Origin of the sequence: Stenotrophomonas sp. Pemsol, from assembly GCF_003586545.1 — a bacterium.
In the GTDB taxonomy this organism is placed as follows: Bacteria; Pseudomonadota; Gammaproteobacteria; order Xanthomonadales; family Xanthomonadaceae; genus Stenotrophomonas; species Stenotrophomonas sepilia.
In genome coordinates this window covers 374,233-399,245 of sequence record NZ_CP025780.1, presented here as the reverse complement: position 1 = coordinate 399,245, position 25,013 = coordinate 374,233, and the positions used below count along the sequence as shown (strand labels likewise).

The 25,013-nt window shown below is 67.4% G+C and carries 18 protein-coding genes and 1 riboswitch; of the genes, 10 read left to right on the top strand and 8 right to left on the bottom strand.

The window, feature by feature from the left end; all coding sequences use genetic code 11:
- Positions 1-519 precede the first annotated feature (519 nt).
- The 3 genes from PEM_RS01740 to PEM_RS01730 all read right to left on the bottom strand — a co-directional run bounded on the left by PEM_RS01740 (position 520) and on the right by PEM_RS01730 (position 4,183).
- Complete coding sequence (locus tag PEM_RS01740) at positions 520-1,551, bottom strand: metal-dependent hydrolase (RefSeq protein ID WP_111128366.1); 1,032 nt, start codon at positions 1,549-1,551, stop codon at positions 520-522.
- Positions 1,552-1,670: 119 nt separating this feature from the next.
- A complete protein-coding gene (locus tag PEM_RS01735) occupies positions 1,671-2,471 on the bottom strand; it encodes a UDP-2,3-diacylglucosamine diphosphatase (RefSeq protein ID WP_005415316.1) in 801 nt (266 codons plus the stop codon).
- A complete protein-coding gene (locus PEM_RS01730) occupies positions 2,468-4,183 on the bottom strand; it encodes a lysophospholipid acyltransferase family protein (RefSeq protein WP_111128367.1) in 1,716 nt (571 codons plus the stop codon). Before PEM_RS01730 ends, PEM_RS01735 begins: the two co-directional genes overlap by 4 nt.
- A 337-nt stretch (positions 4,184-4,520) precedes the next feature.
- Here PEM_RS01730 and metK point away from each other — a divergent pair, with 337 nt between their 5' ends.
- Together metK and PEM_RS01720 are read left to right on the top strand one after the other, a co-directional pair.
- Entirely contained in the window at positions 4,521-5,732 is a 1,212-nt protein-coding gene (gene metK / locus PEM_RS01725; protein ID WP_005408103.1) for a methionine adenosyltransferase, read from the top strand.
- Positions 5,733-5,870: 138 nt separating this feature from the next.
- Positions 5,871-6,377, top strand: a complete 507-nt coding sequence (locus PEM_RS01720; protein WP_005415314.1) for an acyl-CoA thioesterase — start codon at positions 5,871-5,873, stop codon at positions 6,375-6,377.
- A gap of 116 nt (positions 6,378-6,493) precedes the next feature.
- Here PEM_RS01720 and ppc read toward each other — a convergent pair whose 3' ends face one another.
- Positions 6,494-9,205: a phosphoenolpyruvate carboxylase gene (gene ppc / locus PEM_RS01715; protein WP_111128368.1), complete on the bottom strand. Its 2,712-nt coding sequence runs from the start codon at positions 9,203-9,205 to the stop codon at positions 6,494-6,496.
- Between the two features lie 237 nt (positions 9,206-9,442).
- Positions 9,443-11,959 (bottom strand): prolyl oligopeptidase family serine peptidase, encoded by a 2,517-nt coding sequence (locus PEM_RS01710; protein ID WP_032953936.1) that lies wholly within the window; start codon positions 11,957-11,959, stop codon positions 9,443-9,445.
- 120 nt (positions 11,960-12,079) lie between these two features.
- A riboswitch (S-adenosyl-L-homocysteine riboswitch) is annotated at positions 12,080-12,163 on the top strand.
- A 36-nt stretch (positions 12,164-12,199) separates the two neighbouring features.
- Between PEM_RS01710 and ahcY the strand changes: the two genes are divergently transcribed.
- From ahcY to PEM_RS01685, 5 genes are all read left to right on the top strand, one after another.
- A complete protein-coding gene (gene ahcY / locus PEM_RS01705; RefSeq protein WP_033834449.1) occupies positions 12,200-13,645 on the top strand; it encodes an adenosylhomocysteinase in 1,446 nt (481 codons plus the stop codon).
- Positions 13,646-13,904: 259 nt separating this feature from the next.
- On the top strand, positions 13,905-14,693 hold the full coding sequence (locus PEM_RS01700; protein WP_005415310.1) for a hypothetical protein: 789 nt from the start codon (positions 13,905-13,907) through the stop codon (positions 14,691-14,693).
- Positions 14,694-14,742: 49 nt separating this feature from the next.
- On the top strand, positions 14,743-16,083 hold the full coding sequence (locus PEM_RS01695) for a peptidoglycan-binding domain-containing protein (RefSeq protein WP_240431582.1): 1,341 nt from the start codon (positions 14,743-14,745) through the stop codon (positions 16,081-16,083).
- Positions 16,084-16,193: 110 nt separating this feature from the next.
- Positions 16,194-16,667 carry a Cys-tRNA(Pro) deacylase gene (gene ybaK / locus PEM_RS01690; protein ID WP_111128372.1) on the top strand — a complete coding sequence of 158 codons (474 nt, stop codon included), beginning with the start codon at positions 16,194-16,196 and terminating at the stop codon, positions 16,665-16,667.
- Entirely contained in the window at positions 16,667-17,152 is a 486-nt protein-coding gene (locus tag PEM_RS01685) for a hypothetical protein (RefSeq protein WP_111128373.1), read from the top strand. Before ybaK ends, PEM_RS01685 begins: the two co-directional genes overlap by 1 nt.
- A 75-nt stretch (positions 17,153-17,227) precedes the next feature.
- Here the strand turns inward: PEM_RS01685 and PEM_RS01680 are convergent, their stop codons facing one another.
- The gene (locus tag PEM_RS01680; protein WP_053498826.1) at positions 17,228-17,785 is read right to left on the bottom strand and encodes a DUF3228 family protein; all 558 of its coding nucleotides are present in this window, start codon (positions 17,783-17,785) and stop codon (positions 17,228-17,230) included.
- 136 nt (positions 17,786-17,921) lie between these two features.
- Here PEM_RS01680 and PEM_RS01675 point away from each other — a divergent pair, with 136 nt between their 5' ends.
- The 3 genes from PEM_RS01675 to PEM_RS01665 all read left to right on the top strand — a co-directional run bounded on the left by PEM_RS01675 (position 17,922) and on the right by PEM_RS01665 (position 20,992).
- Positions 17,922-19,430, top strand: a complete 1,509-nt coding sequence (locus tag PEM_RS01675; protein ID WP_005415305.1) for an amidohydrolase family protein — start codon at positions 17,922-17,924, stop codon at positions 19,428-19,430.
- 109 nt (positions 19,431-19,539) lie between these two features.
- On the top strand, positions 19,540-20,367 hold the full coding sequence (gene metF, locus PEM_RS01670; RefSeq protein WP_005415304.1) for a methylenetetrahydrofolate reductase [NAD(P)H]: 828 nt from the start codon (positions 19,540-19,542) through the stop codon (positions 20,365-20,367).
- 40 nt (positions 20,368-20,407) lie between these two features.
- Positions 20,408-20,992 (top strand): DUF4124 domain-containing protein, encoded by a 585-nt coding sequence (locus tag PEM_RS01665; protein WP_053498830.1) that lies wholly within the window; start codon positions 20,408-20,410, stop codon positions 20,990-20,992.
- 102 nt (positions 20,993-21,094) lie between these two features.
- Here PEM_RS01665 and PEM_RS01660 read toward each other — a convergent pair whose 3' ends face one another.
- Both PEM_RS01660 and secA read right to left on the bottom strand, forming a co-directional pair.
- The gene (locus tag PEM_RS01660; protein ID WP_065178756.1) at positions 21,095-22,048 is read right to left on the bottom strand and encodes a Nudix family hydrolase; all 954 of its coding nucleotides are present in this window, start codon (positions 22,046-22,048) and stop codon (positions 21,095-21,097) included.
- Positions 22,049-22,149: 101 nt separating this feature from the next.
- Complete coding sequence (secA, locus tag PEM_RS01655; protein ID WP_005415301.1) at positions 22,150-24,882, bottom strand: preprotein translocase subunit SecA; 2,733 nt, start codon at positions 24,880-24,882, stop codon at positions 22,150-22,152.
- Positions 24,883-25,013: the final 131 nt, after the last annotated feature.

Below are 25,013 nucleotides of genomic sequence, written 5' to 3'. Positions count from 1 at the left end.
ATCCACGCATGGCGTGGATCTACTCAACGACGCCGGCTGCGGGCGCTGATCGACGCAGTAGAGCCACGCCACGCGTGGCTGCCAGCGCCGATGTCCCTTCATCCACGCATGGCGTGGATCTACTCAACGGCACTGGCTGCGGGCGCTGATCGACGCAGTAGAGCCACGCCATGCGTGGCTGCCAGCGCCGATGTCCCTTCATCCACGCATGGCGTGGATCTACTCAACGGCACTGGCTGCGGGCGCTGATCGACGCAGTAGAGCCACGCCATGCGTGGCTGCCAGCGCCGATGTCCCTTCATCCACGCATGGCGTGGATCTACTCAACGGCACCGGCTGCGGGCGCTGATCGACGCAGTAGAGCCACGCCATGCGTGGCTGCCACCGCCGATGTCCCTTCATCCACGCATGACGTGGATCTACTCAACGGCACCGGCTGCGGGCGCTGATCGACGCAGTTGAGCCACGCCACGCGTGGCTGCCACCGCCGATGTCCCTTCATCCACGCAGGGCGTGGATCTACTCGGGCGCATGCCAGATCCGCTGCCACATCGCCGCCAGCCGGCGCCCGGCATCAGCGCGCGCGGCCGGGCTGCTGTAGTCCGCCCGCACCTGCTCGGGCACGATCGCCCGCCATTGCCCGTCCGCCTGCTCGGCGACGACGAAGTTGAAGGTGTAGTCCGGTTCCAGCCCCATGCGCAGATCGCTCAGCACAAGCCTTCCGTCCACGACCTGCGCACGCATGAAGCCACGGTTGAACCATTGCAGCTGCTGCACCGCCGGGATGGCCCGCGCTTCGCGCAAGGCCTGCACGTTGGACGCATGACCTTCGAACCGCATCGGCCCATGGTCGGCCACCAGTGAGCGATCACCCACCACGTAGCCATTGGGCGTCATCGCCACCACCCGCCACAGCAGCGTATTGAACGGCATCGGCACCGAGAAGCGCGGCGCGTCACCCAGGCCCATCGCCGCCAGGCTCTGCTGGGCGGCCCGATCGACCTGCGCCTTGGCGATCAGCCCCCAGCCCAGGTAGCCACTGCTGAACAGCAACGCCGCGCCCAGCACCTTGCCCGCCCAGGGCCGCGCACGACCGAACCAGGCCAGCACGCAGCCCAGCAGCAGCCACACCGTGTAGCCAGGGTCGATGATGAAGACGCTGGAGCCCATGGTTGGGTGTGGCCGCAGCGGCCACCACAACTGGGTACCGTAGACGGTGAACGCATCCAGCACGGGATGGGTAACCAGCGCCAGCTGGATCGCCCAGAACCAGCGCAGCGGTGACTGCGCGACGCGACCATTGCCGAAGCGCTTGAGCAACCACCAGATCAGTGCGGCCACCCAGGGCAGCACCAGCAGCGAATGGCTGAAGCTGCGGTGTTCGGTCATGTTCGCCAACGGGTCGGCCGCAGTGAAGCCAAGCCACAGGGCGTCGAGGTCCGGCAGGGTGCCGAGCGCGGCACCGGCCAGCAGGGCCGCGCGGCGATGGCCGGGCGGAGCGATGGCAGCAGCGACGGCGCCACCGAGCACGATCTGGGTCAATGAATCCATGGGCCGATGCTAGCGGCTTGCGCGCGGTGTATGTAGAGCCGAGCCCATGCTCGGCTGCCGTTACACGCAATGAAGAGCAGCCGAGCATGGGCTCGGCTCTACAAGGGGACACACGCGGGCTATGCCGCCTGCGACAACCGCGCGCCCGGCAGCTCCACCAGCGTCTGGCCGTTGTGGTCCAGCAGGCGCAGCGCGCCGTCGTGGTCTTCGACCAGCGCGGTCAGGCTTTCCACCCAATCCCCATCGTTGGCATAGACCAGGCCATCGCGTTCGACCAGCGCGGCGCGGTGGATATGCCCGCAGACGATGCCGTCCAGGCCGCGCCGGCGCACGTCGTCCAGGCCGGCCTGCACGAAGCGCTCGATGTAGCGTTCAGCCGCACCACTGCGCTTCTTCAGGAACTCCGATAGCGACCAGTAGCGCATGCCAAGCTGGCGGCGCACCGCGTTCAATGCCTGGTTGCCGGTGAGGATGCGGTAATACAGCCAGTCACCGAACTTTTCCTGCAGGCCGCCGAAGTGGGTCACGCCGTCGTAGTCGTCGCCGTGCGCGACCAGCAGCCGGCGGCCATCGGCGGTCACGTGGATGGCGCGGCGGCGCACCTGCATCGCCGGCAGCATCAGCCCGCACACCTGGCGCAGCGATGCATCGTGGTTGCCGGGGATGTAGATGATCTCGGTGCCAGCGCGACGCAATGCGTGCAGCGCCTGGATGACCTCGCTGTGCGACTGCCGCCAGTTGGCACGGCGGTGCGCCATCCACCACAGGTCGATGATGTCGCCGACCAGGTACAGCCGTTCACAGCGCAGTTGCGAGAGAAAGCGCGCCAGCTCGGTGGCATGGCAGTGACGTGATCCCAGGTGCACGTCGGAGACGAACACTGCGCGCCGGTGCGGCGACAGGTTCGCCAGCGTGCTCATGCCGGCGTCCCCGCGTCGCGCAGGTAACGTTTGCGCTTGTTCGGCCGGATCGCACACAGGTCCACCTCGATCAGGCCGTCGATCGAATCGCTGAAGTCCGGATCCACCCCGAAGGCGAGGAAGCGCGCGCCGCCCGGTTCGCACAGATCGGTGTACTGGCGATACAGCGTGGGTACGCCGGTACCGAGTGCAGCCAGGTTGGCCTTGAGCACGTCGAACGCGGCGCCTGCATCCAGCTCACCGAAACTGGGCGGTGCGGCAAAGTACTGGAACGGCCGGTTCGATTCGGCCATGCCGGCGGTGCCGCTGTAATAGCGCTGGTAGTACGCCACCAGCTGCTCGCGCGCATCGCGCGGCAGCGCCGCACTGATCGACACCGCGCCGAACAGGTAGCGGATCCCCGGCCGGCACTGCAGGTAGGCACCGATGCCCTGCCACAGGTAATCCAGGCTGCGGCTGCCCCAGTAGTCGGGCACCACGAAGCTGCGGCCCAGTTCCAGGCCTTCGGCGATGTGGCTGATGGCGTCGTCGGAATAGCGGAACAACGACGCACTGTAGAGGCCGGACAGGCCGTGCCGGGCCAACGCGTGGGCACCACGCATGATCCGGTACGCGCCAGCGATGCGCTGCGCGGCGGCGTCCCAGATCACGATGTGCTCGTACTGCGGGTCGTAGTTGTCGAGGTCACGGCTGCGGCCGGTGCCCTCACCCACCTGGCGGAAGGTCAGTTCGCGCAGGCGACCCAGTTCCAGCAGCAGTGGCGAATCGGCAGTGCAGGTGGCCAGCAGGATCTGCTTGCCGTCGGCGGTCTGGCCCAGCTGGGTGGCGGCTGCGATGCCAGCGGCGACCTGCGAAGGTGGCAGCGGGGCGGCCAGCGGCTCAGGGCCTGCGCAGGCAGCGGCATTGCCGGCCGCGCCATTGCGGCCCAGCGCATAGAGTGCGCGGCGTACCGCCAGCAGTTGGGCACCCGGATCGCCGCCGTCGCCCAGCCGCATCGGCTCGCCGATGCTCAACCGCAGTGGGCGGCCACGACGGGTGAACATCTCGCGCGCCAGCAGCGCGGTACCGGCCGGCTTGAACAGGGTCGAGGCGCCATAGAACAGTGCCGAGTTGCGCGCTTCCACCCGCACCGGCAGCACCGGCGCACCGGCGGCGCGGGCAAAGCGGACAAATCCCCGCTGCCAGCGGCCATCGCGGATGCCGCGCAGCGACAGGCGCGAGACCTCGCCAGCCGGGAACACGATCACGCACTGCTCGGCGGCCAACGCCTGCTCCACCGCATGCAGGCTGCCGCGCTGCGCCTTGCCGCCCAGGATACGCACCGGCAACAGCAGATCCTGCAGCGGCGCGATCGCCCCCAGCAGGTCGTTGGCCACGATCCGCACATCGCGGCGGATACGGCCGACCGCGTCCAGCAAGGCCAATGCGTCCAGAGCCCCGGAAGGGTGGTTGGCGACGATCAGCAGGCGGCCGGTGGCCGGAATCTTCGCCAGCGCGGCCGGATCCACCTGGTACTGGCCGCCGATGAACTCCAGGCCGGCGGCGACGAAACCGAAGCCGCGCAGGCCTGAGCTGCGCTGCAGGAAGGCTTCGATCTGGTCCAGGCGCGACCAGCGGCCGACGCTGCGCAGCAACGGCCGCGCCAATTGGCCGCGACGGCCATGGAACCAATCGGGGAAACGTTGCTGGAGACGCTGTTCGAGTTCCTGCATGGCGGATCCACTGATGCCCGGCGGCCGGATTGGCCGACAGCCTGCACCCGGCAGGCGGCAGCCAGATGGCGGTTTCGGGGCAGAACGATGACGGCCGGCCCCCTTGACGGCCGGGTCGCGGCCTGCGCGGTCGGGGGTTGGGCAGCCCCGTCTGTTGTTGTCACGCTGGTGGAACACTGGGCCTCGAGGCTGGCCCCCAATCCCGTCGTGACGGCCCCTGCCGGGCCTACGCGGGCTTAACCACCGGCAACCGGTACCGGTTCACAATGCACAGGCGGCGCACCCCGTGTATCATGCGCGCCCATCTTTCCATCCGAATCAAGGGATATTACGCCTGATGTCCAGCTATCTCTTCACCTCCGAGTCGGTCTCCGAAGGCCATCCGGACAAGGTTGCCGACCAGATCTCCGATGCGGTGCTGGACGCGATCCTGACCCAGGACCAGCGCGCCCGCGTGGCCTGCGAGACCATGGTCAAGACCGGCGTTGCCATCGTGGCCGGTGAAATCACCACCAGCGCCTGGATCGACCTGGAAGCGCTGACCCGCAAGGTCATCACGGACATCGGCTACGACAGCTCCGACGTCGGCTTCGACGGCGCCACCTGCGGCGTGCTGAACCTGATCGGCAAGCAGTCGCCGCACATCGCCCAGGGCGTGGACCGCAAGAAGCCGGAAGAAATGGGCGCTGGCGACCAGGGCCTGATGTTCGGCTATGCCACCAACGAGACCGACAGCTACATGCCGGCCGCGATCCACCTGTCGCACCGCCTGGTCGAGCAGCAGGCCAAGATCCGCAAGAAGAAGAACTCGCCGCTGTCGTGGCTGCGCCCGGACGCCAAGAGCCAGGTCACCCTGCGCTATGAAAACGGCGTGGTCTCGGCCATCGACGCCGTGGTCCTGTCGACCCAGCACGCCCCGGGCATCAAGCAGAAGGACCTCATCGAGGCCGTCCGCGAAGAGATCATCAAGCCGGTGCTGCCGGCCAAGTGGCTGCACAAGGGCACCAAGTTCCACATCAACCCGACCGGCAAGTTCGAGATCGGCGGCCCGGTGGGCGACTGCGGCCTGACCGGCCGCAAGATCATCGTCGACACCTACGGCGGCTGGGCCCGTCACGGTGGTGGCGCGTTCTCCGGCAAGGACCCGTCCAAGGTCGACCGCTCGGCCGCCTACGCGGCCCGCTACGTCGCCAAGAACGTGGTTGCCGCCGGCCTGGCCGACCGTTGCGAAGTGCAGGTCTCCTACGCCATCGGCGTGGCTGAGCCGACCTCGATCTCGGTCACCACCTTCGGCACCGGCAAGATCAGCGACGACAAGATCGAGAAGCTGATCCGCAAGCACTTCGACCTGCGCCCGTACGGCATCATCAAGATGCTGGACCTGATCCACCCGATGTACCAGCAGACCGCGGCCTATGGCCACTTCGGCCGCAAGCCGAAGGAGTTCAGCTACCTCAACGGCGAAGGCGAGACCGTCAACGCCACGGCCTTCTCCTGGGAGAAGACCGACCGCGCCGCCGCCCTGCGCGCCGACGCGAAGCTGAAGTAAGCAACACGAAGGGCCGCGCAAGCGGCCCTTCTGCTTCTGGTAGAGCCGGCCGCTGGCCGGCTTTTTCATGGCCTCCGGAAACAACCGCGTGGTTGCCGGCCAGCGGCCGGCACTACCGGTTGCCGATACAATCGCCGCATGTCGACCGAACTGAAAACCCACCAGCTGTCCATGACCGTGCTGATGTCGCCGGAAATGGCCAATTTCTCCGGCAAGGTCCATGGTGGAGCCATCCTGCGCCTGCTTGACCAGGTGGCCTACGCCTGCGCCAGCCGCTATGCCGGCAGCTACGTGGTCACCCTGTCGGTGGACCAGGTGATGTTCCGCCAGCCCATCGCGGTGGGCGAGCTGGTCACCTTCCTGGCCTCGGTGAACTACACCGGCACCTCATCGATGGAGATCGGCATCAAGGTGGTGGCCGAGGACATCCTCAAGCGCAGCGTGCGCCACGCCAACAGCTGCTTCTTCACGATGGTCGCAGTGGATGAAGAAGGCCGGCCGACGCCTGTCCCGCCCTTGCAGCCGGCAACGTCCGACGAAAAGCGCCGCCAGGCCGCAGCACAGATCCGCCGCCAGTTGCGCCAGGAAATGGAGCAGCGCCACCTGGAACTGCTGGCGTCGAACCCGCCGTCGCCGGAGGAATGAGGTAGTGCCGGCCGCTGGCCGGCAACCTCGCGCGTGCTGCCAAACATCATGAGGTTGCCGGCCAGCGGCCGGCACTACCCTTTCGAATTCGCCGGGCCATGCCCGGTGGATGCGGATCAACCGGTGTTCTGCACACCCTGCGAAACGCCGTTCACACACGCCACCAGCGCGCGCAGCAGATCGTCATCCTCGCGCCCGCTGGCCCGCCAGCGCTGCAGCAGTTCCACCTGCAGCACGCTGATCGGATCGACGTAGGGATTGCGCAGGCGGATCGACAGCGCCAGCCGCGCGTCGTGGTCCAGCAGCGTCTTCTGGTCCATCAACGCCAGCAGCCAGCGCCGGGTGAGCTCCAGTTCGCGCTGCACCTGCGGGAAGAAGCGCCCGTGCAGTTCACCCGACAACAGCGAGAACTGCTCGGCGATGGTGATATCGCCCTTGGACAGCACCATCGCGATGTCATCCAGGAAGGTACGGAAGAACGGCCAGTCCCGCGCCATATCGCGCAGGGTCTGTTCGTGGCCGGCATCGACCGCGGCCTGCAGGCCACTGCCCACGCCGTACCAGCCGGGAATCACCGCACGCGCCTGGCTCCAGGCGAACACCCAGGGAATCGCACGCAGGTTGCCCAGCGCTGCGTCCTGGCCGAGCCGGCGCGACGGCCGCGAACCCAGCGTCATCCGCTCGATCACGTCGATCGGCGTGGCGGTACGGAAATAATCCATGAAACCGGCCTGGCCAACGAACCCGCGATACACCTCGCTGCTAGCCGCAGCCACCGCATCCATCACCGGCCGCCACGCATCCTCGCGCGGTTCGGCGGCACGCGGGCGCAGGCTGGCGCGCAGCACTGCACCGGTAGCCTGCTCCAGCGAGCGCAGGGCCAGCGCGCGGATGCCGTACTTGCGATGGATCACCTCGCCCTGCTCGGTCACCCGCAGGCGGCCATCGATGCTGCCGCGTGGCGACGCATCCACGGCGTGGGTGGTCTTGCCACCACCACGGCTGATCGAGCCGCCCCGGCCATGGAAGAAGGTCAGGCGGATGCCGGCCTCGGCCGCCACCTCCAGCAGTTCCACCTGCGCGCGCTGAAGGCCCCAACGCGAAGCAGCAATGCCACCATCCTTGCTGCTGTCCGAATAGCCCAGCATCACCATCTGAACATCATCGCGTGCACGCAGGTGCGCGCGGTACACCGGATCCTCCAGCAGGTCGCGCAGCGTGGCGGTGCCGCGCTTTAGGTCGTCCACAGTTTCAAACAGCGGCGTGATATCGAGCGGCACGCCGCCATCGGCATCGACCAGGCCACCACGCCGCGCCAGCGCCAGCACCGCCAGCACGTCGCTGCGGTCGTGCGCCATCGAAATGATGTAACTGCCCAGTGCATCGCCGCCATGCCGCGCACGGGCATCGGCCAATGCAGCGAACACGGCGTCCAGCCGCCGGTTGCCTTCGTCGTCGCCTTTCGGCAACGGCACCTCGCCACTGGCATGCGGTGCCAGCAGGCGCGCGCGGCCCAAGGCATCCAGGCCCTCCCACGCCGGGTCGCCGCCCAGCACCGCCGCCAGCGCGCGCGCATGCACGCTCGATTCCTGACGCACGTCCAACCGCGCCAGATGGAAGCCGAACGTCTTCACCCGCCACAACAGCCGCTGCACGGCGAAGCCGCCAGCGTGTTCGCCGCGATTGGCGCGCAAACTGTCGAGGATCAGCTGCAGGTCGTCGATCAGTTCATCCGGGCCGGCGTAAGCGCCCTCGCCGTCTTCCAGCGTGGCCTGCAGGCGCGCGCGCATGCGATCGTTGAGCAGGCGGTAGGGCATGTCGGCATGGCGCGGGCGCGACTGTACCTGCGGCAGCAGCTGCTGGTAGTGCGCCACGCGCGCCTGCAGCGCATCGCTCACGCCCACCCGCTCGGTGGACTGGCTGAGCAGGCTGGCCAGCTGCAGCAGTTCCTTCTGATAGCGCGCCAGTACCGCCTGCCGCTGCGCATCCAGCGTAGTGCGGATGGTGTGGGCATCCACGTTCGGGTTGCCGTCCATGTCCCCGCCCACCCACGTACCGAAGCGCAGCAGGCGCGGCAGTGGCAGCTCTTCACCATAGGTATCGCGCAGCGCCTGCTGCAGCGATTCGTACAGCACGGGAATCACGCGGTACAGCACCTGCACCAGATAGAAGCCGACGTGCTCGCGCTCGTCATCGACGGTGGGCCGCACCGGCGAGGAATCGGTGGTCTGCCACGACGCGGTCAGCGCCATGCGGAAGCGCGCAGCATCGGCGGCCGCTTCCCCCGGCGTGCGCTGGCCGTCGAGGTTGTCGACCAGGCTGGCCACCATCAGCTGCTCTTTCTCCAGCAGCGCGCGGCGCACCGCTTCGGTCGGGTGCGCGGTAAACACCGGTTCGATGTCGATGCGCGGCAGCCACTGCGCCAGCTCGTCCAGGCCCACGCCCTGCGCCTTCAGGTGCTGCAGCGCATCCTGCAGGCCGTCGGGCTGCGCCCCTGCGGTACCGGCACGCTGGTAGTCACGGCGGCGGCGGATGCGATGCACGCGCTCGGCGATGTTGACCACCTGGAAGTAGGTGCTGAACGCCCGCACCATGGTCTCGGCCTGCTGCGGCGTGCGCCCGGCCAGCCCTTCGGCCAGCTCCGACAGCGGCGCCTGGTTCTCGCGACGGGCGATGGCGCGGGTGCGCACGTCCTCGACCTCGTCGAGGAAGGCCGCCGATACCTGCTCGACCAGCAGGTCACCGACCAGTGCGCCGAGTCGGCGCACGTCATCGCGAAGCGGAAGATCGGGGGAAGCAAACTCGATGCTGCTGCGGTACTCGTTCATCGGCGACGCACAGGCCTCGGTCAACGGATCCAGACCCCAAGCCTAAACCAGAACGGGCAGCGTGCTGCGATGCAAAAATGGTTTCATCTGCACGCATCCCTGGCGGACGCAGCCGAGCATGGGCTCGGCTCTACAAGCGTCGTGGCGCGTGACACCGTGTAGCGCCCGAGCCCACGCTCGGGCGGCGGCGCAGCCGCACAGGCGGCCGCTGTTGCAGCGGCCGCCCTCATGCAGGTATCAGCGCTTCTTCTTCGCCTTGCCCTGCTCGGCCGGGCCGATGGTCTGCTCCAGCCAGCGCTCGCTTTCGGCCAGCATGGTCATGATCGATTCGCGTGCCCGGTAGGCATGCGATTCGTTGGGCAGCATCACCAGCCGCGCGGTGCCACCCAGGCCCTTCACCGCGGCGAACATGCGCTCGCTCTGGATCGGGAACGTGCCGGAGTTGTTGTCGTCCACGCCGTGGATGAACAGGATCGGATCCTTGATCCTGTCGGCGTAATTGAACGGCGCCATCTTCTGGTAGACGTCCTGCGCCTGCCAGTAGTTGCGCTCCTCGGCCTGGAAACCGAACGGAGTAAGCGTGCGGTTGTAGGCACCGCTGCGCGCGATGCCGGCCTTGAACAGGCGGGTGTGTGCCAGCAGGTTGGCCGTCATGAACGCACCATAGGAGTGGCCACCGATGGCGATGTGATCGCGATCGGTCACGCCTCGGCGCACCACTTCATCCACCGCCGCCTGCGCATTGGCCACCAGCTGTTCGATGTAGGTGTCGTTCGGCTCCTTGTCACCCTCGCCGATGATCGGCATCGACGGGCTGGCCAGCACTACGTACCCCTTGGCCAGGAACGCCTGCGGGCCCCAGTAGCTGACCGCATTGAAGCGGTACGGCGAATCGGTCACCTGGCTGGCCGCGGCCGCGCTCTTGAACTCGCCCGGGTAGGCCCACATCAGCAGCGGGCGCGGGCCGTCGCGCTTGGGATCGTAGCCCGGCGGCAGCAGCAGTGTCGCGGTCAGGTCGACGCCATCCTTGCGCTGGTAACGGATCTGCTCCTTCTGCACGCCCTTCAGCTGCGGCAGCGGATGGGCGAAACGGGTCAGCGCGCGCGGTGCGGCACCGGCATCGGCCAGCGACTGCACGTAGAAATTGGCCGGTTCGTCCGGGCTCTCGCGGCTCAGCAGCAGCGAATTGCCCTGGTTGTCCAGCAATGCCACCGGCAGCGAATAGCTCGGCGCCTGCGAATGGAACAGGCGCGTCGCCTTGCCCGTGGCGATGTCGAAGCGGTCCACGAACGGGCGGTCGCCTTCCGGCGAAGCGCCGGCACCGGCCAGGTACAGGCTGCTGCCTTCCGGGCTGGTCTGCAGCAGCGAGCGACCACGTTCATCGCTGGCCAGCAGCGGCCGCCCCGGATCGGCATAACGGTCCTGCGCGTCACGATCCCACAGCAGGCGCGGCTCGGCACCGGCGTTGTCCGGGGCGATCAGCCAGGTCCTGGTCCTGCGGGTCTTCCACCACGACTCGGTCAGCAGGGCCAGGTCGCCACGGCCCCAGTTGATGCCGCTCAGGCGGCTGCCAAGCTGGGCCAGGGTCACCGGCGGCTTGTCGAACGGCGCAGCCTGCATCAGCACCGCATCGCGCACCTTGGCTTCCCGGTTCGGATCACCACCGTCCTGCGCTTCGGCCCAGACCAGGGTGGCATCGGCATCACCGCGCCAGCTGATGTCGCGCACGCCGGTCACTTCGGCATCGTTGCCGGTCGGCAGGCCTTCCACCAGCGGGCGCACCGCCACGGTATGCACCAGCTTGCCGGTGGCACGCTCGATCACTTCAATGCGGCGCGGAAAACTGCTTACCGGCACCACGTAGGAGTACGGACGCTGCACCGGCTGGCGCAGCACGAAGCGGCCGTCAGGCGACACCGAGAAGCCCATGAAGATGCCGGCCGCACCGATCGCGCGGGTACTGCCATCCAGGCCGACTTCCATCGGCTGGGTAGTCGCGTAGTAATCGAACTGGCGGGCGTCGGCTTCGTTCTTCAGCAGGTCCTGGTAGGTACGGATCGACACCACGCCGCCACCCTGGCTGGTCTGCTGCACGGCAGGGCCGGTCGGGACGCCGTCGGCGGCCGGGGCCGGCCCCAGGTTGGCCGGGCGGGTGAACACCACCAGCCCGCGGCTGTCCGGCAGCCACTGGTAGCCGCTGCCGATCACCGTGTTCAAGCCGGCAACCAGGCGGCGGGCGCTGCCACCGGCCACATCCACCAGCCACAGTTCATTGGCGCCGCTGGCGGCGTCGACCTGGTTGAAGGCCAGCCACTTCTGGTCCGGCGACCACATCACACTGGCGATCGACAGCGTGGCCGGCAGGCCACTGATCTGCCGCTCCTTGCCATCGGCCACGTTCATCAGCCACAGCTTCTCACCGAAGCTGAAGCGGCTGTCGGAGAACGTGCGCGGGTTGATGCGCAGGCCGGCCAGCTTCAGTTCCGGCTGCGCCACCACCTGGATCGACGGCAGCGACGGCATCTGCATCATCGCGGCCACGTCGCGGCGCGGCGACAGGAACAGCGACGGCGCGCGCGGGGCGTCGACCACTGCCTGCAGTGCGGCCGATGGCAGTTCGTAGCCATTGACGCCCTGCGCCTGCGCCGGAGCTGGCTGCGAGGCGGCCGCCCAGGCCAGCGGGGCCACCGCCAGCAGCCCCATCGACAGGACCAGACCGGTCCAGCGCCGTGTGCGGCGCGCGTGCATGCTCATCGTTCCACCTGTGTGATGCGTGAAAACTCCGACCTTAACAGGCCGTGCACGTGGCCCCATCTGCCGATGGTTGGGTCATGCCGATGTCACGCTGGGGCCGCGATATAATGGGGGTTCTCCCCTGCCGAGGGGCGCTGCGACCGGATCCCACGAGGCCCGGCCAGGCTCGGTAAGGTGGCTTTGTAACAACGGCGCCCGGCTAGATGCGAGCATCCGCTCGCCCACAACCGGAGCACACGAATGAACGCTGTTGCCAAGACCTTCTCCACCGAAGGTGATTACAAGATCCGCGATATCACGCTGGCCGACTGGGGCCGCAAGGAACTGGACATCGCCGAGCACGAAATGCCGGGCCTGATGTCGATCCGCCGCAAGTACCAGGCCGAGCTGCCGCTGAAGGGCGTGCGCGTGACCGGCTCGCTGCACATGACCATCCAGACCGCAGTGCTGATCGAGACCCTGAAGGACATCGGCGCCGATGTGCGCTGGGCCTCGTGCAACATCTTCTCGACCCAGGACCACGCGGCTGCCGCCATCGCCGCCACCGGCACCCCGGTGTTCGCCTGGAAGGGCGAGACCCTGGAAGAGTACTGGGACTGCACCCTGGACGCGCTGACCTTCACCCTGGCCGACGGCACCCTCACCGGCCCGGAACTGGTGGTCGACGACGGCGGTGACGTGACCCTGCTGATCCACAAGGGCTACGAGCTGGAAAACGGCAGCGACTGGGTCAACACCGCGTCCGCCTCGCACGAAGAACAGGTCATCAAGAACCTGCTCAAACGCGTGGCCAAGGAGCGCCCGGGTTACTGGGGCCGCGTGGTCAAGGACTGGAAGGGCGTCTCCGAAGAGACCACCACCGGCGTGCACCGCCTGTACCAGCTGGCCCAGGCCGGCACCCTGCTGATCCCGGCGATCAACGTCAACGACTCGGTCACCAAGAGCAAGTTCGACAACCTGTACGGCTGCCGCGAGTCGCTGGCCGACGGCCTGAAGCGCGCGATGGACGTGATGCTGGCCGGCAAGGTGGCCGTGGTCTGCGGCTACGGCGACGTCGGCAAGGGCTGCGCGGCCTCGCTGCGTGCCTACGGCGCGCGCGTGATCGTCACCGAGATCGACCCGATCTGCGCCCTGCAGGCGGCGATGGAAGGCTATGAAGTCAACACCATCGAATCGACCCTGGGCCGTGCCGACCTGTACGTCACCACCACCGGCAACCGCGACATCATCCGCATCGAGCACCTGAGCGCGATGAAGGACCAGGCCATCGTCTGCAACATCGGCCACTTCGACAACGAGATCCAGGTCGACGCACTGGTGTCCTACCCGGGCATCAAGCACGTCAACATCAAGCCGCAGGTGGACAAGTACATCTTCCCGAACGGCAACGCGATCTTCCTGCTGGCCGAAGGCCGCCTGGTGAACCTGGGCTGCGCCACCGGCCACCCGAGCTTCGTGATGTCCAACAGCTTCGCCAACCAGACCCTGGCACAGATCGACCTGTGGGCGAACAAGGACAGCTACGAGAAGAAGGTCTACCTGCTGCCGAAGAAGCTGGACGAAGAAGTGGCCCGCCTGCACCTTGAGAAGATCGGCGTGAAGCTGACCACCCTGAGCCAGGAACAGGCCGACTACATCGGCGTGCCGGTGGAAGGCCCGTTCAAGCCGGACCACTACCGCTACTGATGCCTGTGGGGTGCCGGCCAGCGGCCGGCACTACCGGCGTACGCGGGGTCGGATCCCTTTCCGCATGAAAGGGCTCTGACCCCGGCAACGGATGCAGACAGGACGGGCGCCTTCGGGCGCCCGTTCTGCGTTGCGGCACCCGGCAACTGATCCGCGCACCCTGTCACGGAGCACTAAGAAGCTGCTTGCTAGGCTTTACGCCCGCGTGGGCTGCCAACGGCAGGCCATGCGCCGGGACGCAGACACCAAAGGACAGGACATGCCGCGCAACCGTGAACGACTGAACCGGGCCATGAAGCCCCTGATGACCCTGTGCTGGGTGGCCCTGCTGGCCGCCTGCACCCCACCTGCCGGCGACGCCGGCGCTACGGCTCCGGCTGCGGCCAGCGGACAGGCCAGCCCCGCAGGCAAGGCCGCCGACGCGCCCGCCACGGTTGCCGACACGAGCGCTGGTTGCGCCGATGCAGCGTCGCCGGCACAGACCCTGGTCTGCAAGGACCCGACCCTGACCGGCCTGGATGCGGACATGGGCAAGGCGGTCACTGCCGCACAGGCCACGCTCGATGCAGCAGGGCAGAGCAAGCTGCACGCCGAACAGCAGCGCTGGCAGGAGCACACCCGCGACCTGTGCACCGATGCACAGTGCCTGCGTCAGGTGTACGCCGATCGCCTCAAGGTGCTGTCCGCTACGCGTGACGGCCTGGTCGATCAGGATGCATGCGAAGCCCCTGACGGCCAGCAGCAGTGCGTGGACCTGCTGGTGCTGCGCGATCCCAACAGCCAGCTGGCTAACTTCAACACGCTGCTGGGTGAGAACGGCCAGGAAGGCCGCCTGCTGGGCTGCACGGCCGCCACGAACATGGGCGGCGGCGCCAACGCCCTGCTCGCAGCCAACTGCACCCAGGAAACCTCCGCCGGCAGGCGCACCGTACAGCTGTGCAGCAACCAGATGGTTGGCCAGTTCGCCCTCGAACCGGCGCCGGCTGCTTACGGCACCCAGGCTATCCGCCAGCTGCTCGGCTTCACCCAGCAGCACTGCGCCGGCTGACAATCGCCGGGCACGCCCGGCGCTTTTCTCTCATTGAAGGACGATGACCATGGCAACGGATTCCACCCTTACGCGCGAACAGCTGTCCACGCTGTTCCTCAACACCGAGCTGGGCGGCGACACCCGCCACCTGGACCACTTCTCATACGCACAGAAGGGCGCAAGCACCTATTCGTTCGGGCTGGTGCAGTTCGATGTCGGCGGCAATCCGCAGGCCAGGCGCTTCCTGCGCGACAACGGCTTCACCGATGGTGACATCGCACTGTTGTCCCAGCAGGGCGGATTGAGCACCCAGCAGCTGGCGGCGCTCGACGCCAAGTTGCAGGCCATTCCGCAGGCCAGGATGGACGAGCTCACCAACGCCAAGCTGGACAGCGCCATCGAGCGTGTCGATCAGGCCATCGCCAAGGTGCGTGCAACCAATCCGGCCGCGGCCGATGCCATCGCCGCCAACCCGGAGTTGCAGTTGGCCATGGCCGACTATGACAACCAGTTCGGCAGCATGGGCCCGCAGTTCATCAGCTATCTGGCCGGCAATGCGGAAAAGCTGCAGGGCGGCACGGTCCAGGCCGGCAAACCGCCGACGCGCGGCGACGTGCAGAACTTCGTCGATGCCACCAAATACGGCATCCAGTCGCAGGCCGCCGTAGCCAGCCGCGATGAGCGCTTCGACCGGGCCATGGTCCAGATCGGCATCACCCCAACCCATGCTCCCTCGCACGGGTCACCGGGCACGCCTGCGGGCAACGGCGTGCTGGTCAACGGCAGCAAGGGCGATGAGGTGCAGGCCATGCAGCAGAAGCTGTCCGACCTGGGCTATCTGGGCAAGGACGGCAAGCCGCTGGTGGCCGATGGCGATTTCGGCCCCGGCACCCTGGAAGCGGTCAAGCAGTTCCAGCGGGATCACCACCTCACCGTAGACGGCAAGGCTGGCGGCACTACCCTGGCCGCACTGGATGCGGCCACGCAGCAGCGCGCACCGGCTGCCGAACCGACCATGGCCACCCCGGGCCACGCCGACAACCCGCGTTACCAGCAGGTCGTGGAAAAGCTGGAAGCACTGGAAGAACAGCGGCGCCAGGGCGGCCTGTCGCCGCTGTTCAATGACCGCAGCCAGCTCGAGAACGCCGCAGGCCAGGTGGCTTACGAGTCAAAGTTGGCCGGCATGAGCCAGGTCGATACCGTGCTGGCGCGGCCGGACAACCAGGGCGTGTTCGCGGTGCAGGGCCAGCTCGGCGATCCCGCCATGCATCGCACCTACGTGGACCTGTCGCAGGCGGTGAACCACAATCTGCAGGACAGCACGCGGCAGAGCCAGGCCCTGGACAACGAACTGTCGCAGCGGCAGACCCAGGAACAGATGCAGACGCAGCAGTCGATGTCGCGCTGATGCTGGATGCAGCCGATCGCAGCCGGGACGGGCGCCTTCGGGCGCCCGTTCTGCGTTGACGCGCGAGTCTCGGTCAAGGCAACGCCCCAGCCCCGCGCTAGGATGCGTCCATGACCCCGGCCATCAACCTGCTCAAGCGCGAGAAGATCGCCCACACCGTGCGCAGCTATGTGCACGACGCCCACGCCGAATCGTATGGCGGCGAAGCCGTCGACAAGCTCGGCCTCGACCCGGCCCAGGTCTTCAAGACCCTGCTGGCCAGCACTGAAGCACATGAACTGCTGGTGGCGATCGTGCCGGTGGCCGGCCACCTGGACCTGAAGGCGCTGGCCGAAGCGGCCGGCTGCAAGAAGTGCGAGATGGCCGCCGCCGACGCCGCGCAGCGTGCGACCGGCTACCTGGTCGGCGGCATCAGCCCGCTGGGGCAGAAGAAGCGCCTGCGCACGTTCCTGGATGCCAGCGCGCAGGTGTTGCCCACGCTGCACGTCAGCGCCGGCCGCCGTGGCCTGGAAGTGGAACTGGCGCCGGCCGACCTGCTGCGCCTGACCGCCGGCCACTACGCTGCCGTCGGCAAGGCACGCTGATGCGCTGGCCGTGGTCTGCAGCACCGCCGCCCAGGCTGGAAGACGCGCAGGCCGATGTGCTGCTGCAGGACCTGCTGTCGCGCGACGCGACGCGCATCACCGACGCCGCCCGCATCGTCGCACGACTGTTCAGTGCACCGTCGCTGGACGCATTGGCCGCGCATGTGGACCTGATTGAACGCAGCTGCCACGGCATCACCCTCGGCGGCATGCTGATCAGCAACCAGGCGCATCTGGAGGCGGCCCTGAAACGGCTGCGTCACTGGCAGGCGCACGCAGGCTGCCTGTGCGCGCTCAATTCCGGCTACCCGTTCTTCGATCCGCGCCGCCTGATCGAACAAGGGCAGATGCAGCTGCTCGCGTTGCAGGAGGCCGAGGATGGTTGGGGCGATTGCCACAACGTTGCCTGCATGCACTGCGGCCAGCATTGGCAGGCCATCGACCGCGAGTACCACTACCCGTGGTGGGAATGGAAAACTGCCTGAAGGCCAGGCAGCCAAGCATGGCGTGGCTCTACTGCGGTCCGTACACTCACGCGATGCGTGGACGACCAATATCGCTCACGGCCGCCAGTTCGCGTTGCTCTCCCAGAACTCGACAGAACGCCGGTAGGCCTCGCGGTCCAACGGCACGCCGGAACCGCCCTCTTCCACGCCCAGCGCATTGCGCATCATCGTGATCGGCGCCATCGGCACCTCTTCCGGCTCGGCGGTATAGATACAGCCGACGATGCCCCAGTCGGCCTCGATCGGCGAGCCTTCCTTCGCCAGCTGCTCGGCGCTGTACAGGATCACCACCAGATAGTTCGCACGCGGCGACTCCACGCCCTCGAACCAGCGCACCAGCACCGGCAGTTCGTCGCGATTGCGTGCCTCGTAACCACTGCGCAGCAGATGGCGGTTGGCCTCGGTGATCGGCACGGTCAGGCAGCGCGTGCTGGTCCAGTTCTCGTAGACGAACAGTTTGCAGAACGGCGCATAGCCGTCCAGTACCTTCATCGGCGCGTGCGCGTTGAGGTGCGCTTCGAACTGTTCGGCAGTGCAGTCCTGGATCGTGTTGCCACGCGGTACGCGCGGGAACAGGCGGGGACGGGCGAAATCGGTGAGAACGATGGACATGGCGCGGCGTGATCAGGGAATCTGCTGCACAGGGTACCTGCCCACGCGGCATGGAGGGCGGGATGCCGATGGTCACTGGCATCGGCACCCGTGTTGGCGCACCCTGCAGGCGACCCCATGCAAGGATTGCCGGTTCATGGATGCACTACCCCGCTCCGCCCGTCGTCGCCGCTGGCCGCGCGTGCTGGCCGTGCTCCTGCTGGTCCCCCCCCTGTTGTTCACCGCCGCCCTGCTCTGGCCGCTGTCTGCACCACCGCTGCCCCACCCCGGCAACAGTCACGTGATCGTCAACGCACGCGTGGTGGACATCGCCCGCGGCCAGGCCAGCGAACCCACCACGGTGACCGTGCGCAACGGCACCATCACCGCCATCGGTGAAGACCCGCCGGAGACCACGTTGCCGGTTCTCGATGCGGGCGGACGCTGGCTGCTGCCCGGTTTCTGGGACATGCACACCCATGCACTGCAGCTGTCACCGCAACTGCAGTTTCCGTTGATGCTGGCCAACGGCATCACCGGTACCCGCGACATGATGGACTGCCCACAGGCCACCGATCCGCTGATCGCCTGCGTGGCCGACAAGCGCCGCTGGACCGCACAGGCCATTGCCGGGCAGCAGGTTGCACCGCGCTTCGTACAGATCGCCAGCTTCTATTTTGAAGACCCGGCGCTGACGCCGGATGCAGCGGGCGAACGTGCACACGCGTACCGCGCACGCGGCGTCGATGCGTTCAAGGTCTACAACCGCCTTCGCGCCGAGACCTACCAGCGGCTGGCCAGCGAAGCGCGGCAGCTGCATCTGCCCCTGGTCGGACACCTGCCCAGGGCGGTCCCGCTGGAAGCCGCATTGCACGCGGGCCAGCGCAGCTTCGAGCACGGCCATCTGTTCGTGCGCCATTGCGTGGACAGTGCCGCCGCCTGGCGCGAAGGCTCGCTCGATGACGGGAACCCGACCGCGCTCGCCGAAGCCATGGTGGGTGACTACCAGCCCGCCCTCTGCGCCCAGGCGTTCGACCTGATGCAGGCCAGCGGTGCGGCGTTCGTACCGACCCATGTCACCCGCGAAGAGGATGCACGCGCGCGCGATCCGGCGTTCGTCGACGACCCGCGCCTGGCCTACCTGGATCCGCTCTCGCGCTGGGCATGGCGCGACGATCTGAAGGCCACCGTGGCGCGCTATCCCGGCGCGCGCGGCGAACAGGCGCTGAAGGCCTACTTCACCCATGGCCTGGCGCTCACCGGCGCCGCCCATCGGGCTGGCGTGACCGTACTGGTCGGCACCGATACCGGACTGGGTGGACTGCGTTACCACGACGAACTGCAGTGGCTGCGGCAGGCGGGGCTGAGCCAGGCCGACGTGCTGCGTGCGGCCACGCTGCAGGCCGCGCGTCATCTGCAGCTGCAGGCATCGCATGGCAGCGTCGAGGTCGGCCGGGCCGCCGACCTGGTGTTGCTCGATGGCGATCCGCTGCTGGACACCGGCAACACGCGCCGCATCCACGCCGTGCTGCTGGCCGGGCACTTGTACGACCGCCCGCGCCTGGACGCACTGTGGGCGTACGCCCGTGCACAGGCACGCTCGCCGGCGGTGATGGCGCGCCTGCTGTGGGGCTTCATCACCAGCCCGGTCAGCGCTGAGCTGTAGCAGCCTGTCCCGCGCGAGCGCCCGGCAGCGGCCACGCTTCCACATATTCGCGCACATCCATCTTGATGAAGCGATATACTGATCCGCACCCGCCGCCGCCGCCCGTGCCATGACTGCCATCAGCTTCGAGTTCTATCCGCCCAAGACCGACGAACAGCGCAGCCAGCTGGATCGCGCCGCAGCCAAGCTGAAGGACTACGGCCCCGAGTACGTGTCCTGTACCTTCGGCGCTGGTGGCTCGACGCTGAGCTATACCTCCGAGACCGTGCGCCATCTCAACCAGCACCATGGCTTCGAGGCCGCACCGCATCTGTCGTGTGTCGGCGGCACCCGCCAGGAAATCCGCGAACTGCTCAAGCTGTACCGCGCCATCGGCTGCCATCGCCTGGTCGCGCTGCGCGGCGACCTGCCCTCCGGCATGGGCTTCCCCGGCGACATGCGCTATGCCGCCGAGCTGATCGAGTTCATCCGCGCCGAACACGGCGATGCGTTCCGCATCGAGGTAGGTGCCTACCCGGAGACCCACCCACAGGCCTCCGATGCATTGGCCGACCTGAAGCACTTCAAGGCCAAGATCGATGCCGGCGCCGACGCGGCGATCACCCAGTATTTCTACAACCCGGATGCGTACTTCCACTTCGTCGATGCCGTGCGCCGGCTCGGCGTACAGGTACCGATCACGCCTGGCATCATGCCGATCGCCAACTTCAGCCAGCTGCGCCGTTTCTCCGAGCAGTGCGGTGCGGAGATCCCGCGCTGGATCAGCCGCAAGATGCAGGCCTATGGCGATGACGCCGAATCGGTGCGGGCGTTCGGTACCGAAGTGGTCGCCAGGCTGTGCCAGCGCCTGGTCGAGGGCGGCGCGCCGGGCCTGCACTTCTACACCCTGAACCTGGCCAAGCCGACCACGTCGGTGCTGAAGCTGCTGCACGGCTGAAAGCACGCCATGCCACCGCGATCGGCGCTACCCTGCGTCGATGAACCGGCTTTCCTTCCTGCTGTTGCTGCTGTCATTGTGCTCGGCATCGAGCGTTGTCCATGCGCAGTCCACGCGCTTGAACCGCTGCACCGATGCGCAGGGCCAGAGCGTGTATACCGACCGGCCCTGCGACAGCGTCGGCGCCCGATCACGATTGCCACCGCCCGCGCCCACCGGCAGCACCCTGCGGCGAGACACCCTGGGGGCGCGCTGCCCACGGCGCCTTAGCGAGCTGGTGGACGCGCTGCGCATCGGCATCCTCAGCAACGATGTGAACCGGTTGTCGTCGCTGTACCTGTGGGGCGCGGTCTCCGATGCCGGTGCGCAGCGCATCCTCGGTCAACTGGAATCGCTGGCGCGGCGGCCGCTGGTAGACGTGGTACCGGTGTATCCCTCGCAGGCGCTGCCGCAATCGCAGGATGAGGATCAGAGCCCTGCGGCGCAGGTATCCGACCCGGAGCCGTCGGCCGTGCGGCATCCGGTCGGCCTGCGCCTGGAACAGACCCTGCCCGGCAGCGTGTCGCGCGCTTCGACGGTGCTGGGGTTGCGGCGTCAATACGGGTGTTTCTGGATCACGTTGTGACCGGACGGGTCGGATCCCTTTCCAGCGGAAAGGGCTCCGACCCCGGATTGCCGCGATGGGGTCAGAGCCCCGCTGCGCAGGGATCGGGCCCCGCATGCCGGCTCACGCCGGCCACAACCCGCCAATCGCAGCGATACCCTGCCCACCGTGGCGACGGGCTTCGGCGATATGGCCGGCGACCATCCCACCCAACGCGTAGATCGGCAGCGACACCTGCGCGCGCAGCGCGGCGAAGGCCTCCCAGCCCAGCGGCACTGCCCCGGGGTGGCTGGCCGTGGCCTGCACCGGGCCGAGCACCACGAAGTCGCAGCCCAGCCGCTGCGCCGCCTGCAGCTGCTCCAGGTCGTGGCAGGACGCGGCGACAAGCTGCCCTTCCGGCAAGGGCCGTTCCTGCAGGTCCTGCAGCTGCTCGCTGCCCAGGTGCACACCCACGCCCAGTGCGCGTGCCAGCGCGACATCGCGGTTGACCAGCCATTGCACGCCGCGACGATGCGCGCGCACGGCCTGTTCGATCATTGCCTGCCGTTGCGGGTGTTCCGGTGGCAGGCGCAGCTGGATGCGCTGCTGGCCCGCCGCGACCGCGCGCTGCAGGCAGTCATGCCAGTGCTGCACGCCGCTGGCATCGTCAGCCGGCGCCGGCGTGATCAGGTAGCGGTCCGGTTGGCGCAGTGCGGCCACCACCGGCAGGTCGGCCGGCGGCATCGAATAGCGGCCCAGCTTGTCCTGCGCCACCCAGGTGATCGCCTGGCCTTCGCGGCCGCGCGGGGTGCCCTTCCAGCTGCGCACATGGCGCACTTCCAGGGTCAGGTGCTTGTCCGGATAGCGCTGCGGCACGTCCATCAGCCAGGGCCCGACATCGGCCTCGATGCCCAGCTCTTCGCGCAGTTCACGCGCCAGCGCCTGTTCGGAGGTCTCGCCGGATTCGCGCTTGCCGCCGGGGAACTCCCACAGGCCGGCCATGTCGCGGTTCTCGGTACGGCGGTTGAGCAGCACGCGGCCACGGGCGTCGGTGATGACGGCGGCCACGACGTGGATCGATCGGGTGGGGGAAGGCATGGGGGAAGCATGCCCAGAACAGTGCGGCCGGCGCAATCACGGATCCGGTGCAACTCCCCCGCAACAAACGAAAAGCCCCGCTTTCGCGGGGCTCTTCGGGATCAGCTCAGCTGGCCGTGGCAGTGCTTGTACTTCTTGCCACTGCCGCACGGGCACGGATCGTTGCGGCCGATCTTCGGCTCGTCGCGCTGCATCTGCGCGACGCCCTGCTGCGCAGCCTGCACCTGCGCAGCTTCCTCGTCGGCACTGTAGCCGCCCGCATCCTGGTGCTGGAACTGCGACTGGCTCAGGCGAGCCTGCGCCTGCTGCCGCTCGGCGGCCTCCAGGGCCTGCACTTCCTCGTCGCTGCGGATACGCACGCGGGCCAGCAGGGTCACCACTTCGCGCTTGACGTTCTCCAGCATGTCCGAGAACAGCTCGAAGGCTTCCTTCTTGTATTCCTGCTTGGGCTGCTTCTGCGCGTAACCACGCAGGTAGATGCCCTGGCGCAGGTAATCCATGCGCGCCAGGTGCTCCTTCCAGCTCTGGTCCAGCACGGTCAGCATCACGTGCTTCTCCAGCGCGCGCATGGTCTCTTCGCCCAGGCTGGCTTCCTTCTCGGCGAAGTGCTGGTTGACGCGCTCCTGGACCTTGCTGGCGATGGCCTCGGCGTCCAGTTCCTCATGCTGCTTGACCAGGTCGGTCAGCGACATCTGCAGGCCGAAGTCCGACTCCAGGGTCGCTTCCAGGCCACGCAGGTCCCACTGCTCGTCGATCGAGTTCGGCGGCACGAAGCGCGCAACGATGTCGAAGATCACGTCGTCACGGATGCCGTCGACGTTGTCCTTCACCGATTCGGCGTCCAGCAGCTCGTCGCGCTGGGCGTAGATCACCTTGCGCTGATCGTTGTTGACGTCGTCGAAGTCCAGCAGGTTCTTGCGGATGTCGAAGTTGTGGGCCTCGACCTTGCGCTGCGCCTTTTCGATCTGGCGGCTGACCAGGCGGTCCTCGATGACGTCGTCTTCCTTCATGCCCATCATGCGCATGGCCTTCTGCACCCAGTCGGAGGCGAAGATGCGCATCAGGTTGTCTTCCAGCGACAGGTAGAAACGGGACGAACCCGGGTCACCCTGGCGGCCCGAACGGCCGCGCAGCTGGTTGTCGATACGACGCGACTCGTGGCGCTCGGTGCCGACGATATGCAGGCCGCCAGCGGCCTTCACTGCATCGTGGCGCTTCTGCCATTCGGCCTTGACCGCCGCCTTCTGCTCGTCGGTTGCGTCCTCGCCCAGAGCGTGGATCTCGGCTTCCAGCGAGCCGCCCAGCACGATGTCGGTACCACGACCGGCCATGTTGGTGGCGATGGTCACCGCCGCCGGGCGGCCCGCGTTGGCGACGATGGTCGCTTCGCGGTCATGCTGCTTGGCGTTGAGCACTTCGTGCTTCACGCCGGCCTTGCTCAGGTGCTCGGACAGCATTTCCGAGGTTTCGATCGAGGTGGTACCCACCAGCACCGGCTGGCCGCGCTTGGCGCACTCTTCGATGTCGGCCAGCACCGCATTGAACTTGCCCTTGCGGTTGAGGAACACCTGGTCCGGGCTGTCCTTGCGGATGGTCGGGCGGTTGGTCGGGATCACCACCACTTCCAGGCCATAGATGCTCTGGAACTCGAACGCTTCGGTATCGGCCGTACCGGTCATGCCGGACAGCTTCTTGTACATGCGGAACAGGTTCTGGAAGGTGATGCTCGCCAGCGTCTGGTTCTCGCGCTGCACCGGCACGCCTTCCTTCGCTTCCACCGCCTGGTGCAGGCCATCGGACCAGCGGCGGCCGGCCAGGGTACGGCCGGTGAATTCGTCGACGATGACCACTTCGCCATCGCGCACGATGTAGTCCACGTCACGCTGGTAGATCGCGTGCGCGCGCAGGGCGGCGTTGAGGTGGTGCACCACGGTCAGGTTCTGCGCCGCGTACAGGCCTTCGGTCTCGCCATCGAGGATGCCGGCCTCGACCAGCAGCTGCTCGGCGTGCTCCATGCCCGCTTCGGACAGGTGCACCTGCTTGCCCTTCTCGTCGACCCAGAAATCGCCTTCGCCGTCTTCCGCTTCCTGCTTGACCAGGTGCGGCACGACACGGTTGACGCGGATGTACAGCTCTGGGGAATCATCGGCCGGACCGGAGATGATCAGCGGGGTGCGCGCTTCGTCGATCAGGATGGAGTCGACTTCGTCGACGATGGCGTAGTGCAGGCCGCGCTGGTAGCGGTCGGCCTTGGACAGCGCCATGTTGTCGCGCAGGTAGTCGAAACCGAATTCGTTGTTGGTGCCGTAGGTGATGTCCGCGGCGTAGGCTTCGCGCTTGTCGCTGTGCGGCATGCCCGGGTACACCACGCCCACGCTCAGGCCCAGCCAGTTGTACAGCTTGCCCATCTGCGCGGCGTCGCGGCGGGCCAGGTAGTCGTTCACGGTGACCACGTGCACGCCCTTGCCTTCCAGCGCGTTGAGGTACACCGGCAGGGTCGCCACCAGGGTCTTGCCTTCACCGGTGCGCATTTCTGCGATCTTGCCCAGGTGAAGCACCATGCCGCCGATCAGCTGCACGTCGTAGTGGCGCATGCCCAGCACGCGGCGACCGGCTTCGCGGCAGACCGCGAACGCTTCCGGCAGCACCTTGTCCAGGGCTTCACCGCCAGCGATGCGCTGCTTGAACTCCGGCGTCTTGGCCTGAAGCTGCTCGTCGGACAGCTTCTCGATCTCCGGCTCCAGCGCATTGATCTTGGCGACGATGCGGTTGAGCTGGCGCAGCTGTCGTTCGTTACGACTGCCAAATACGCGGGTAAGCAGGCTGTTGATCATTGAAGGAACCGGGTTGGATGGACACGACGCCCGGCCTCCCCCTGGGGATCCGTCCGCCGCAAACGAAACAGGGCGCCTGGCGCCCTGTCGATGGCAACACCCATTGTAGCTTGGGACGGCCGCAAGGGGTT